14 protein-coding genes are annotated in these 12,415 nt (G+C 66.8%); 6 read left to right on the top strand and 8 right to left on the bottom strand.

All coding sequences use genetic code 11. The features are described from left to right. Positions 1–16 precede the first annotated feature (16 nt). Positions 17–712, bottom strand: coding sequence for a heme exporter protein CcmB (gene ccmB / locus ACZK45_RS14210; RefSeq protein ID WP_032129785.1), 696 nt, complete (start codon positions 710–712; stop codon positions 17–19). Continuing rightward, complete coding sequence (gene ccmA, locus ACZK45_RS14205) at positions 709–1,338, bottom strand: heme ABC exporter ATP-binding protein CcmA (protein ID WP_032129784.1); 630 nt, start codon at positions 1,336–1,338, stop codon at positions 709–711. The genes ccmB and ccmA overlap by 4 nt, the downstream gene beginning before the upstream one ends. A gap of 184 nt (positions 1,339–1,522) precedes the next feature. Between ccmA and ACZK45_RS14200 the strand changes: the two genes are divergently transcribed. The 3 genes from ACZK45_RS14200 (at position 1,523) to ACZK45_RS14190 (ending at position 4,030) form a co-directional block, all read left to right on the top strand. Then, complete coding sequence (locus ACZK45_RS14200) at positions 1,523–2,671, top strand: pyridoxal phosphate-dependent aminotransferase (protein ID WP_125894437.1); 1,149 nt, start codon at positions 1,523–1,525, stop codon at positions 2,669–2,671. A 14-nt stretch (positions 2,672–2,685) separates the two neighbouring features. Continuing rightward, positions 2,686–3,492, top strand: coding sequence for an amidohydrolase (locus ACZK45_RS14195; RefSeq protein ID WP_478444854.1), 807 nt, complete (start codon positions 2,686–2,688; stop codon positions 3,490–3,492). Positions 3,493–3,595: 103 nt separating this feature from the next. Further along, complete coding sequence (locus ACZK45_RS14190) at positions 3,596–4,030, top strand: hypothetical protein (RefSeq protein WP_071229733.1); 435 nt, start codon at positions 3,596–3,598, stop codon at positions 4,028–4,030. Here ACZK45_RS14190 and ACZK45_RS14185 read toward each other — a convergent pair. Next, the gene (locus ACZK45_RS14185; RefSeq protein ID WP_049401115.1) at positions 4,017–4,310 is read right to left on the bottom strand and encodes a hypothetical protein; all 294 of its coding nucleotides are present in this window, start codon (positions 4,308–4,310) and stop codon (positions 4,017–4,019) included. The two genes, ACZK45_RS14190 and ACZK45_RS14185, sit on opposite strands and share 14 nt — an antisense overlap. Before the next feature lie 95 nt (positions 4,311–4,405). Beyond that, positions 4,406–5,533 carry an MFS transporter gene (locus tag ACZK45_RS14180; protein WP_478444853.1) on the bottom strand — a complete coding sequence of 376 codons (1,128 nt, stop codon included), beginning with the start codon at positions 5,531–5,533 and terminating at the stop codon, positions 4,406–4,408. Between the two features lie 90 nt (positions 5,534–5,623). Here ACZK45_RS14180 and ACZK45_RS14175 point away from each other — a divergent pair, with 90 nt between their 5' ends. Further along, a complete protein-coding gene (locus ACZK45_RS14175) occupies positions 5,624–6,412 on the top strand; it encodes an AraC family transcriptional regulator (protein WP_125894429.1) in 789 nt (262 codons plus the stop codon). 97 nt (positions 6,413–6,509) lie between these two features. On the opposite strand, the gene ACZK45_RS14170 is transcribed toward ACZK45_RS14175, so the two are convergent. The 4 genes from ACZK45_RS14170 to ACZK45_RS14155 form a co-directional block, all read right to left on the bottom strand. Next, a complete protein-coding gene (locus tag ACZK45_RS14170) occupies positions 6,510–7,835 on the bottom strand; it encodes an IS4 family transposase (protein ID WP_478445890.1) in 1,326 nt (441 codons plus the stop codon). A gap of 114 nt (positions 7,836–7,949) precedes the next feature. Next, a complete protein-coding gene (locus ACZK45_RS14165) occupies positions 7,950–9,599 on the bottom strand; it encodes a pseudouridine synthase (RefSeq protein WP_049401107.1) in 1,650 nt (549 codons plus the stop codon). Continuing rightward, a complete protein-coding gene (gene scpB / locus ACZK45_RS14160) occupies positions 9,592–10,467 on the bottom strand; it encodes an SMC-Scp complex subunit ScpB (protein WP_125894427.1) in 876 nt (291 codons plus the stop codon). Before scpB ends, ACZK45_RS14165 begins: the two co-directional genes overlap by 8 nt. Before the next feature lie 13 nt (positions 10,468–10,480). Next, positions 10,481–11,386, bottom strand: coding sequence for a segregation and condensation protein A (locus tag ACZK45_RS14155; RefSeq protein ID WP_006456456.1), 906 nt, complete (start codon positions 11,384–11,386; stop codon positions 10,481–10,483). Between the two features lie 375 nt (positions 11,387–11,761). Here ACZK45_RS14155 and ACZK45_RS14150 point away from each other — a divergent pair, with 375 nt between their 5' ends. Further along, the gene (locus ACZK45_RS14150; RefSeq protein ID WP_032129789.1) at positions 11,762–12,061 is read left to right on the top strand and encodes a YciI family protein; all 300 of its coding nucleotides are present in this window, start codon (positions 11,762–11,764) and stop codon (positions 12,059–12,061) included. Next, a complete protein-coding gene (locus ACZK45_RS14145) occupies positions 12,058–12,333 on the top strand; it encodes a BolA family protein (RefSeq protein ID WP_434060509.1) in 276 nt (91 codons plus the stop codon). The genes ACZK45_RS14150 and ACZK45_RS14145 overlap by 4 nt, the downstream gene beginning before the upstream one ends. Positions 12,334–12,415 lie beyond the last annotated feature (82 nt).

Here is a 12,415-nt window from a genome sequence, read left to right as displayed (position 1 = left end):
TTGGCTCTCAGCTCGGTCAACTCAGAGAAATACGTATTGCAGCGGCGGTGGCCAACGGCGCCAGCACCAGCGCGACCAGCAGGCCGGCGCCCAGCATCAGCAGCGCACCGACCGGATCCTGTCCGCGTCCCGCCGCTGCCAGGCTGCCTGCACCGAACACCAGCACCGGCACGTACAGCGGCAACGACAGCAACGCCACGAGAATACCAGAGCGCCGGATGCCTACGGTCAGTGCAGCGACCACGCCACCGATCAGGCTCAGCAACGGTGTTCCCAGCAGCAACGATGCCAGCAACATCGGCAGCTGGTCATGCGGCAGATGCAGCATTTCGGCCAGCAACGGGCTGACCACGATCAGCGGCAGCGCAGTGGTGGCCCAGTGCAGCAGCACGCGCACCAGCACCAGCCAGGCCAGCGGCACCGGCGCCAGCAGCCATTGCTCCAGCGAGCCGTCTTCGGCATCGGAGCGGAACAGTGAATCCAGTGACAGCTGGCCGGCCAGCAGCACGGCCAGCCACAGCACCGCGCCGGCGGTGGCGGCCAGTAGTTGCGGTTCGCGGCCTTGGGCGAGCGCGAACAGCACCACCACCAGTACCGCGAACAGCAGCGGCTGCAGCGCATCGCCGCGGCGGCGCCAGAGCAGGCGCAGGTCGCGCTTGAGCAGGGCCGCTGCGGTCTGCCACAGGCCCGGTTCGGTGCCTGGCGCGATCATGCGGTACCGCCGAGGTCGAGCTGGCGGGTACGCACCGGTGGTGCGGCATAGGCGCCGTGGGTGGTGACCAGTGCAGCGCCGCCGGCACGCAGATGCGCGGAAATCATCCGGTTGACCAGGGTGATGCCCTCCAGGTCGAGGTTGGCATAGGGTTCGTCGAGCAGCCACAACGGCGCCGGTGACAGCCAGATGCGTGCCAGTGCCAGCCGCCGCTTCTGTCCGGCGGACAGATGCCGAACGAGAGTGTCCTCATAACCGGCCAGGCCGACGATGGCCAGCGCGTTGCCCGGCATCTGCCGTGCGCGACGGCCGTGCAGGCCGCACAGGAAATGCAGGTTCTCCAGCGTGTCCAGATCGGGCTTCAATGCGGGCAGGTGGCTGAGGTAGGCGACGTAACGCGCGCGCTCGGCATTGCCGGCCGGCCTGCCATCGATCTGCACCTGCCCGGCACCAGGCCGGGCCAGGCCCGCCAGCACGCGCAGCAGGGTGGTCTTGCCGGCGCCATTGCCGCCCTGCACCAGCAGGGCTTCGCCGGCGTCCACATGGAAGTCCAGCGGGCCGAACACCGGCTCGTCATTGCGGGAAAAGCTCAGGCCGCTGGCGGCCAGCAATGCAGGGGTGTTCAAGGGGCAGGGTCTTCATGCCGGAGTGCGGCGGCAATTGTAGCGGTGAATGCATACGGTAGTGCCGGCCGCTGGCCGGCAGGCGCGACCAAGCGTCGCAGATAGTCCCGGGTTGTAGGCGGCGGTAGCACTACCGAAGCAGGGATTGCGTAAACTCAGGGGCCTGTCTCCCCATATCCCCAGGCCGATGCAACCCAACACCAAGCTGCCCAAGGTCGGTACCACGATCTTCACCGTGATGTCCCAGCTCGCTGCCGAACACGGCGCGGTCAACCTGGGCCAGGGTTTCCCGGACTTTTCGGCGCCGCAGCGCCTGGTCGACGAGACTGCCAGGGCGATGGCCGCCGGGCTGAACCAGTACCCGCCGATGACGGGCGTGGCGCCGCTGCGCCAGGCCATCGCGCAGAAGGCGCTGGACTGCTACGGCGCGCAGGTGGATGCGGACAGCGAGATCACTGTCACCAGCGGCGGCACCGAGGCCATCTTCAACGCTATTCACGCTGTGGTGCGTGCGGGCGAGGAAGTGATCGTGCTCGACCCGGCGTATGACTGCTATGAACCGGCGATCGATCTGGCCGGCGCCAAGGCCGTGCATGTGTCGCTGGATCCGCAGACCTTCGCCGTCGACTGGGACCGCGTGCGTGCGGCGATCACCCCGCGTACCCGCATGCTGATCGTCAACACCCCGCACAATCCGTCCGGTGCGATGCTGTCGGCGCAGGACATGCAGGCGCTGACCGAGCTGCTGCGCGGCACGCAGATCTATCTGATCTCCGATGAGGTGTACGAACACATCATCTATGACGGTCGCCGCCACGAGTCGGCGCTGCGCTACCCGGAACTGCGCGAGCGCGCGTTCGTCATCTCCAGTTTCGGCAAGACCTACCACTGCACTGGCTGGAAGATCGGCTATGCGATCGCCCCGCCGGCGCTGACCGCCGAGTTCCGCAAGGTGCACCAGTACAACACCTTCACCAGCTTCGGCCCGGCGCAGTACGGCTTCGCCGCGATGATCCGCGATGAGCCCGAACACCACCTGGAGCTGGGTGCGTTCTACCAGGCCAAGCGCGATCGCTTCCGCGAACAGCTGGCCAGCACCCGGCTGAAGGCGCTGCCGGTGCCGGGCGGTTACTTCCAGCTGGTCGACTACTCGGCCATCAGCGACCTGCCGGACCATGAGTTCGTGAAGTGGCTGACCATCGAGAAGGGCGTCACTGCCATTCCGCTGTCGCCGTTCTACGAGAACCCGCCGGCCGGCCAGCGCCTGGTGCGCCTGTGCTTCGCCAAGAATGAAGCAACGATGGACGCGGCGATCGAACGCCTGCGCCTGCTCTGAGCGGAGGCGTGAACATGCAGGACCTGCGCATTTCCCTCGTCCAGGGCGACACCCGCTGGCATGACCCGGCGGGCAACCGTGAGTACTACGGCGCGCTGCTGGCACCGCTGGCCGGCACCACCGACCTGGTGATCCTGCCGGAGACCTTCACCAGTGGCTTCTCCAACGACGCCATCGCCCAGGCCGAAGGCATGGACGGCCCGACCGTGGCCTGGGTGCGCGAGCAGGCCAAGGCCTTGAACGCGGCGGTCATCGGCAGCGTGCAGCTGCGCGAGGGCGAGGGCGTCTACAACCGCATGCTGTTCGCCACGCCCGACGGCGAGCTGCAGTACTACGACAAGCGCCACTTGTTCCGCTATGGCGGCGAGCACGAGCGCTATGCGGCCGGTCGCGAGCGCCTGAGCGTGGAATGGAAGGGCTGGCGGATCAATCCGCAGGTCTGCTACGACCTGCGTTTCCCGGTGTTCTGCCGCAACCGCTACAACGTTGAACGTCCACAGCAGCTGGATTTCGACCTGCAGATCTTCGTCGCCAACTGGCCGTCGGCACGTGCCTATGCGTGGAAGACACTGCTGCGTGCACGTGCGATCGAGAATCTGTGCTTCGTTGCCGCGGTGAACCGTGTCGGCGTCGATGGCAACCAGCTGCATTACGCCGGTGACAGCGCGGTGATCGACTTCCTCGGCCAGCCACAGGTGGAAATCCGCGAGCGCGAACAGGTGGTCACCACCACCATCTCGGCCGAGGCGCTGGCCGCACACCGTGCGCGCTTCCCGGCGATGCTTGATGCCGATGCCTTCCACCTGGAGGAGCAGGCCTGAGCGATGGCCTGAACGCCGCCGCACCAGCACGCGCGCCTGCATTCAACGTGCACGCGCGCGCTGCTAGATTCGCCGCCAGTCCGACCGAACTGGAAGTCCTGCCATGAACACGTCCTTCGCCCTGCTGCTGGCCCTGTCCGCCGCATCCCTGGCCCCGGCCGCGCACGCCGCCGGCAACCTCGATTGCCAGCTGCGCTACAACCTGTCCGGCTGGTCGCTGATCTACAAGACCGCCTCCGGCAATGGCACGGTCACCTGCAGCAACGGCGCCAGCATGCCGGTGCGCATCCAGATGAAGGGCGGCGGCCTGACCGTGGGCAAGTCGAAGATCACCAACGGGCGTGGCAGCTTCACCGGCGCGGTCAGCGTCAACGAACTACTGGGTACTTACGCCTCGGTGGGTGCGCACGCCGGTGCGGTGAAGTCCAGCAACGCGCAGGTGATGACCAAGGGCGACATCTCGCTGGCCCTGTCCGGTACCGGCAAGGGCTGGGACCTGGGCGTGGACGGCACCGCGTTCACCCTCAGCCGGCGCTGAGGCGCGACGGCTCGGCAGATCCCCAGCTGATGCGGATGTAGTGCTGTTCGGAATCGCTCAACAACCGTTCGACACCGAAACCATTCTTGAGCAGTTGTGCGGTCACGTCTTCGACGAGCTGCTCGCTGGCCATCACCTGGCTGAAGCCGAACACGAGATAGCGGCGGCCATTCTCCGAGCCGATCTGGATGGCGTTGTCGAGGTCGCGGTAGAACAGTTCGATCGGGCGCTTGGCGGCATCGGCGTTGGCGCGGGCCTGTTCGGCGGTAATGGTGATCATGGGCATCTGCCTGGTGTGGGAGAGCGCGCACGATAGCCAGGGAATCAAAGCCGTTCCCGGAAGCCGCGCACAGTGCGCTGCTTTTGCAGCAATTCCTAGGCTGCAGCGGGACGCCGCCGCTGCAGCCACAAGGCCAGCAGGCCACACACGATGAGGGTCGGTGCCAGCAGCTGCACTGCACCGACCAGCGCCATTGCCGCACCGATCAACAGGTAGTAGAGCAGGCCGAAGAGCGCGCCTGCGCTGCCGAGACAATGCGGATAGCCGCGCAGGGCCTGGCCGAGCACATTGGGAATGGCAAGGCCGAAGCCCGTCACCACCGGCACCATCGCCGCGACCAGGGCAGGGTGATCATGCAGCAGCGCGGCCAGCAGGCCTCCCGTCAGAACCAGGCCTGCGGCGATGCGGATGCGCGTGGTTGCGGCAACGCCTGCACGCAGCAGGCGGCCATTGCCCCACGCGCCCAGTGCCGAGCCCAATGCCAGCACCGCGCCGCTGGCGCCGAACCAGGTGGCTGGCCAGTGCAGGCGCGCAAACAGGAAGGGGCCGAGTGCATACCAGCTGTACATCGCCACGTTGAAGGCCATCACCAGCAACGCGTGTGACCAGATCCAGCGATCGTGCAGCAGTTCCCGCAGCAGCGGCAGCATGGGCGTGTGCGGGATATGTGCAGGGCGGCTTTCGCGCAGGCCAGCCAGGCATGCGACTGCCAGCAGGACAGCTATCAGCAGCAGGCCGGACTGTACGCCGAGATAGCCATTGGCGGCGACCAGCAGCGTGCCCAGTGCAAGACCGATGGCCGGGCTCAGGGCCAGGGCCATGCCGATCCAGGAGAATGCCTGGGCCAACGCTGGCCCCTGCAGATGGTCGCGCAGCACGGTCTGGGTCACCACCGAAGCGGCGGCGGCGCCGACTGCGGCCAACGCCTGGGCCAGCAGCACGTGGCCGAAGCTGCCAGCCACCAGCCCGCCCAATGCGCCCGCTGCGAAAACGCCGAGGCCACAGAGAAGGGCAGGGCGACGACCGATACGATCGGCCAGACGCCCCCACAGCAGCACGCCTGCAGCGAAGCCGAACAGGTACAGGCTCATGGCCTGGCTGGCGGCACTCGGCGGCAGGGCGAAGCGTTCGGCCAGATCGGCCAGGGCCGGGCTGTACAGGGTCTGTGCCAACTGCGGAAACATCAGCAGTGCAATGGTGAGCAGCAACAGGCGGCGCGACATGCGGGCGCTCCAGGAACAGGGCCGCGCATTGTGGTCGCGTCCGCAATGGCGCACTCTGTATATCCTGTCATCGAATACATGAAATAAGACATGGCCTGGTTGCAGCCGGATGCACACTTCGACGCCGATGCCTGGGGCGCTCCGGTGCTGGGTATCGCGGCCTCATTGGCGGATCACGACTCGGGTTGGCACCAGCATGCGCGCGCGCAGCTGCTGTACACCCGGCAGGGCTGTACGCGCCTGACCTATGGTGATCGCGTCAGCCTGCTGCCGCCCGCGCGCGCAGCGTGGATTCCGGGTGGGCTGCGCCATCGCGCGCAGATGCGCCAGGCGGTCGACTACCGTTCGTTGTACTTCGACGCCACCCTGTCGGCCCAGCTGCCCCGCCAGCCGGCCATCATCGGCGTGGGTCCGCTGCTGCAGGCCTTGCTGGAGCCGATCGCGCAGGCACCGTTCGACCATGACTGGCAGTCGCCGCGCGCACACCATCAACTGGCGTTGTGCGTGCTGGAAATCGTCGCTGCACCGGTGGCGCCGATGGACCTGCCTCTGCCGCGTGATCCGCGGATCGCACGTTGTCTGCCGCTGGCCGAACAGTTGCCGCCCGAACTGGGCGAATTGGCCGCGCGTGTGGACCTGAGCGTGCGTACCGTTGGCCGGCTAATGCAGCGTGATACCGGCATGAGCTACCAGGCCTGGCGCCAGCAATGGCGCCTGATGCGGGCCATGGAGCTGCTGCTGCTCGGCCATCGCGTCGCGCATGTGGCGCAGGACACCGGCTTCTCCGCCGAGAGCCCGTTCATCGCCTTCTTCCGCAGCATGACCGGCACCACACCCGCCGCGTTCCAGCGCCACGCAAAAGGGGACGGAGGGGATTAAGTCGCTTTCGCCCCTTCGACACACGCCGTGGCAAAAACGACTTAATCCCCTCCGTCCCCTTTTTAAAGAAAAACCCCGGCCGGAGCTGTAATGCTGTTCACTTAAGCGGTGCAGCCTTGCGATCGACGGGATAACGGGTTTTGGAGATCTTCACCGTCCTCGGAGTTGTTGGCCGGGGACGGTGCTCCAGGAAGAGGCTGGCGACGCCGGATCGCAGCTGGGATAAACGCCTTCCGGTAGCCGAAGCGGGTTGTGCCGCCGCCATCACGATCAGCTGCGCGGCGATGTAGTGGCAGGCAGGTTTGAAACGTATCTCCGAGGGTGCGCGGCCGTAGGCAACCGCCGCTTGGCTCGCCTCGCGGCGGATGATGTTGTACGCCAGCAGCAGCCCCCATACTTCCTGATACACCAGCTCGACGGTCTTGCTGCGCAGGGTCACTGCATTTCGCTGCATCGAGCTTTTGAGATCGCGGAAACCCAGCTCGATTTCCCAGCGCTCCTGATAGAGCGCGGCTACGGCTTTTGTGCTGTAGGTCCCTGCCGGTAGCGACGTCAGCACCGTCTTGATCCTGCCCTGATGCTCGTAGCTCACTTCACGCACCCGCCAGTGCGTGGGCAGTGCGGGATTCTTCTTCCGCGCCTGTGGAGAAACGCGCATTTCCAGCAGCCGATCATGCGCGTTGTAGCGCTCCACTTCTTCGGCCACCAGATTGCTCCGCGAGGGCGTAAGCCAGTGCCGCTCAGTACCGTTTCCGGCCAGGCTCAACAGCAGATCCGCGCCCCAGAAACCCTTGTCCAACAGAGTAATCGAGCGATCCGGGATCTTCTCGAAGAAGTCCTCTGCCAAACGCATTTCGCCTCGACGGTAGGGGCTGAGCCGGGCATCGAGCATGATGTGCGAGCGCACGTTCATCAGCGCCACCAGCCGCATCAGCGGATAAGGCGTCTGCCGTTCGGTGCCGGTATTGCCCGACCCAAAATGCGCACGTAGTTCTGGCGTGTCTGCGGTGCGCAGCAGGGCACCGTCAACGGCCAGCACCTGCAGGCCCTGCCAGTCATCGTCGGGATAGCGCTCGGCACCCCAATGCTGGCCGCACCTGCGGAAAAGATCCTCTACCGGATCTGCGCCAAGCCGCGCGCGAGCCTGGCTGATGCCGCTGCGTGCAGGCAGATCCAGCGATGCAAGGCCTTGGGCACAGATGTTCAGTCGCCTGGCCACCTCATGCACCGGTTCATCGCGGAACAGGGCCATGCCCAGCACCAGCCACAACACCTGATCGCTGGGTAATCTGCGCCTGCGGATGGAGGCCTGCGAGGAGAGTTCCAGCGCGCTGGACACCCATTCCACCGGGATGTTCTGGGTGAAGGTGCTCAGGTCGGAGAAATTGAACAGGTCACCAAGGTCGAGCAGTTGCTGTTGGATGGGCACAAAAAATCCGATGCCAGAAGACTGGCATCGGATTCTGATTGGCTCAGCTGCTTAAGTGAACAGCATTACGGCCGGAGCTGGGGTTTTTCATTTCAGTCGGATCGCTGATCAGCCGCCGCGCGGGCCGCTGCGGCGCGGGCCGCCCGGACCGCGGTTGCCACCGGGGCCGCCCGGGCCTCGGTTGCCACCCGGACCACCGGGACCACGGTTACCGCCCGGGCCACGGTTGTTGCCACCGCCCGGACCGCGACCGCCCGGACGGGCGCCCTGCGCCGGCTTCGGGCTGCCATACGGGTTGAAGCCCGGGGTGGCGTGGTCGGACGGGAAGCTCGGGGCATTGCCCGGATGGCCGTACGGGTGCTTGTTGCCCTGGCCCTGCGAGCGGTTGCCCGCGCCGGCCGGACGACCTTGGCCGCCTGCGCCGCCACGGCCTTCACCGCCGAAGCCGCCACGGCCCTGGCCGCCACCGGCGCCAGCACCCGGACCCTTCGGCTTGCCGTACGGACGGCCCTGGCCGCCTGCGCCCGGACCACGGGCACCCGGGCCACGTGCGCCCGGACCGGCATTGCGATGTCCGCTCGGGCCGGTGCTCACGCCATCCGGCACGTACCAGGTGCGGAACGCGGCCGGATTGCCTTCCGGCAGCGAACGGTCGTTCTTCTGGGCACGCTGCTTGAACGGCTTCTGCGACTGCTTGGCTGCCGCTTCGCCGCTGACCGTCAGGCCGCCCTTGAAGCCGCCGCCCTTGCCGCCGCGACCACGGCCGCGGTCTTCGCGCACGTTGTCGAAGCGACGCAGCTCGCGACCTTCGTCGGCGGTGTTGTGGCCGTTGACGTAGGCGTTGCCGCGGCCACCTTCGCGCACGCGCACGGTGGTCTTGGCGGCGCGGCGCTGGCCGATCACCGGCTGCAGGGTCAGTGCCGACGGTGCGCCTTCTTCCAGCTTCAGCTGCGCGCGCAGGGCTTCAACCTGCGCGGTGCCCAGTTCCACTGAATGGCCACGGGCCAGTTCGCGCGGCAGGCTCACCTTGCCGTAGCGGGTGCGCTTCAGGCGGCTGACCTGGCAGCCCTGCGACTCCCACAGGCGACGCACTTCGCGGTTGCGGCCTTCCTTCACCACGACGCGGAACCAGTCGTGCGAGTCGGTGCCGCCGATGCGTTCGATCTCGTCGAACTTGGCCGGACCGTCTTCCAGCGCGACGCCACGGGTGAGGCGGTCGACGATGGCGTCGGAGACCTTTTCCTCGCCTTCCGGCGCGCGCACGCGCACCACGTATTCGCGCTCGACCTCGAACGACGGGTGCATCATGGCGTTGGCCAGTTCACCGTCGGTGGTGGCCAGCAGCAGGCCGGTGGTGTTGATGTCGAGGCGGCCGATCGCGATCCAGCGCGCGCCCTTCAGCGGCGGCAGCGATTCGAACACGGTCGGGCGGCCTTCCGGATCATCGCGGGTGGTCACTTCGCCTTCCGGCTTGTTGTAGACCAGCACGCGCGACGGCTCGGCCAGGGCGGTGGCGACGAAGCCACGGCCATCCAGTTCGATCTTGTCGCCGCTCTTGACCGACATGCCGGTCTGCGCGACTTCACCGTTGACCTTGACCAGGCCTTCGGCAATGCGCTGTTCCAGCGCGCGGCGCGAGCCAAGGCCGGCCTGTGCCAGCACCTTGTGCAGGCGTTCTTCCAACTTGAACTGTTCGGAGGTGGCTTCGCGCTTGAGCGAGAGCTTGTTCAACGACAGCTTGCGAGGGGTGTCACTCATCAGTTTTGCTCCGGCCGACGGTTTCGGGGTCGGCCTCTGGTTCGGAATCGGCTTGGTCAACAGCCACGGTCGTCATCGCGACGGCGTTGTCTTCGCGTTCGTTCACTGGCACCGCGCGCTCGCCCGGCGCGGAATCGGGGTGCCCATCATCGAGGGGCGAAGGTGCTTGCTCATCGGAAGCCGGCGCAGGGGCTGCGTCGGCGGAATCGGGGGTGTCACTGCCGGCCAGGCCGGCATCATCGTTCGCGGCAGCGCCTTCGTCGCCGGCCGAGATGTCAGGACCGTCGGCGCTTGCCGTTGCCGGTGCATCGCGGTCCAGGGACAGCTGGGGTTCCAGCTCGCCCAGGTCCTTCAGTTCCGACAGTGGCGGCAGCTCATCCAATCGCTTCAGGCCGAAATAATCCAGAAAGCCCTTGGTGGTGCCGAACAGCGCCGGCTTGCCGGGTACGTCGCGGTGGCCGACCACGCGGATCCACTCGCGTTCTTCCAGCGCCTGGATGATGTTGCTGCTGACCGCCACGCCGCGCACCTGCTCGATCTCGCCGCGGGTGATCGGCTGCCGGTAGGCGATCAGCGCCAGGGTTTCCAGGGTGGCGCGGGTGTAACGGGTCTTGCGTTCGGTCCACAGCCGGCTGATCCAGCCATGCACTTCGCCGGTGACCTGGTAGCGGAAGCCGGAGGCGACCTCGACCAGTTCCACGCCGCGGCCTTCGCAGGCTTCGCGCAGGCGTTCCAGTGCGCGTTCGATGCTGCCCGGCGGTGCCGGTTCCTCTTCCGGGAACAGGTCCTTCAGCTGGGCCAGGGTGAGCGGCTGGCTGGAGGCCAGCAGCGCACCTTCGACAATGCGGTTGATCAGCAATTGATCCATCGGCAGTCAGCGCTCACTCGTCTGCATTGGCGGCGTCGTTGTCGTCGAACTCGCTGCTGAACTGCAGCGGGGCGTTGGTGTTGCCGGCGGCCAGCGATTTCACGTAGATCGGCGCCAGCGGTTCTTCCTGGACGATGTCCAGCAGCTGTTCCTTGGCCAGTTCCAGCACCGCCAGGAACGTGACCAGCACGCCCAGCTTGCCTTCTTCGGCCGTGAACAAGCCTTCAAAACGATAGAACTTGCCATCTTCCAGGCGTCCCAGCACTTCGCCCATGCGTTGCCGCACGCTCAGTGCCTCACGCTTGATGGCGTGGCCGCTGAACAGCTCGGCGCGCTTGAGCACGTCGTGCAGCGCCAGCAGCATCTCCTTCAGGTCCACCGGCGGCGGCAGTTTCACCGTAGCGCGTTCGGGCATGAAGGCATGGGCCAGGCTGGTGTCGCGGTCCTGGCGGGGCAGGGCGTCGATGTCCTCGGCGGCCTGCTTGAAACGTTCGTATTCCTGCAGCCGGCGCACCAGCTCGGCGCGCGGGTCGGCCTCATCGCCTTCCTCGCTGACCGGGCGCGGCAGCAGCATGCGCGACTTCACCTCGGCCAGGATCGCGGCCATCACCAGGTACTCGGCGGCCAGCTCGAAGCGCAGCTCGCGCATCACGGTGATGTATTCCACATACTGCCGGGTGATCTCGGCGACGGGAATGTCCAGGACATCCAGGTTCTGGCGGCGGATCAGGTACAGCAGCAGGTCCAGCGGGCCTTCGAAGGCATCCAGGATGACTTCCAGCGCGTCCGGCGGAATGTACAGGTCCTGCGGAATCTGCAGGACCGGTTGCCCATGCACCACGGCCAGCGGCATTTCCTGCTGCTGGGGGGCGGGCGGCCGGGTTGGCGGGTTCGCGTCGAGCGCGAGTTCGGAAGTCATCTAATGGACATCAGGATTGCAACGGACCAGTCGCGGCACCGGGTTCGCCGGGCCAACGCCACGGAGCCCCAGGGCACCAGACACGCCGGGATCGGCGCGATTCCACACATATCAAACAGCAGGACGCGCCGCAGGAAACGGCAGCGACGGAACTACGGGGAGGTCGTCTACGTGGCCCGGCCAGGTGGTCCGGTTTGAAGCAGCGGGACGGTCGTCGGGGGCTGCGTTGGCCGCAAAAACCGACGGGCTGCTGCATCCAGCCACGTGCAATGGAGTCTAGGGTAAGCCTTTGTTGCGCCAGTGTCCAGCCGGGCCGGGGCAGGGGCCGCATTGGCTAGAATCTGCGGACCCGACAACGCAAGCGAGGAAATGCCGGTGTGGTATGTGATCGAAGGGTATGACGGCCAGGATGTGCTGGCGCAGCGGCTGCAGGCGCGGCCGGAACACCTGGCGCGGTTGCACGCGCTGCGCGACGAGGGACGCCTGCTGCTGGCCGGCCCCTGCCCGGCGGTGGACAGTGAAGACCCCGGCCCGGCCGGTTTCAGCGGCTCGGTGGTGATCGCGCAGTTCGAGTCGCTGCTGCAGGCCCAGGCCTGGGCCGACGCCGACCCGTACGTGGCCGCCGGCGTCTACACCCGCGTGCAGGTGCGACCGTTCCGGAAGGTGTTGCCGTGAACGCGGAACGGATCTCGCGAATGCGTGATGCGCTGCAGCATGCGCTGGCGCCGAGCGTGCTCGAGATCGAGGACGACAGCCATCGCCACGCCGGCCATGCCGGTGCGCGCGATGGCCGCGGCCATTTCAACGTACATGTGGTCAGTGAACGCTTCGCCGGACTGGGCCCGCTGGCCCGGCATCGCGCGGTGTACGCCGCGCTGGGGACGATGATGGAGACCGATATCCACGCGTTGTCCATCCGCGCGCAGACCCCGTCAGAACAGGGCTGAGCCCTTGTCCCACGCTGTCCTGGCGGGTCCCTGCGGGGGCTCGCTGCAGACAGATTTCCATGTCCATTTCGGGACATTCGCC

The organism is Stenotrophomonas sp. 63632_Sma, from assembly GCF_056482875.1.
This window is presented reverse-complemented; position numbering and strand designations above follow the sequence as displayed.

What these genes read in the sequence shown, in the direction of transcription:
- ccmB (WP_032129785.1), bottom strand. Translation starts at nt 712, where the DNA reads ATGATCGCGCCAGGCACCGAACCGGGCCTGTGGCAGACCGCAGCGGCC.
- ACZK45_RS14200 (WP_125894437.1), top strand. Translation starts at nt 1,523, where the DNA reads ATGCAACCCAACACCAAGCTGCCCAAGGTCGGTACCACGATCTTCACC.
- ACZK45_RS14195 (WP_478444854.1), top strand. Translation starts at nt 2,686, where the DNA reads ATGCAGGACCTGCGCATTTCCCTCGTCCAGGGCGACACCCGCTGGCAT.
- ACZK45_RS14190 (WP_071229733.1), top strand. Translation starts at nt 3,596, where the DNA reads ATGAACACGTCCTTCGCCCTGCTGCTGGCCCTGTCCGCCGCATCCCTG.
- ACZK45_RS14185 (WP_049401115.1), bottom strand. Translation starts at nt 4,310, where the DNA reads ATGATCACCATTACCGCCGAACAGGCCCGCGCCAACGCCGATGCCGCC.
- ACZK45_RS14180 (WP_478444853.1), bottom strand. Translation starts at nt 5,533, where the DNA reads ATGTCGCGCCGCCTGTTGCTGCTCACCATTGCACTGCTGATGTTTCCG.
- ACZK45_RS14175 (WP_125894429.1), top strand. Translation starts at nt 5,624, where the DNA reads ATGGCCTGGTTGCAGCCGGATGCACACTTCGACGCCGATGCCTGGGGC.
- ACZK45_RS14165 (WP_049401107.1), bottom strand. Translation starts at nt 9,599, where the DNA reads ATGAGTGACACCCCTCGCAAGCTGTCGTTGAACAAGCTCTCGCTCAAG.
- scpB (WP_125894427.1), bottom strand. Translation starts at nt 10,467, where the DNA reads ATGGATCAATTGCTGATCAACCGCATTGTCGAAGGTGCGCTGCTGGCC.
- ACZK45_RS14155 (WP_006456456.1), bottom strand. Translation starts at nt 11,386, where the DNA reads ATGACTTCCGAACTCGCGCTCGACGCGAACCCGCCAACCCGGCCGCCC.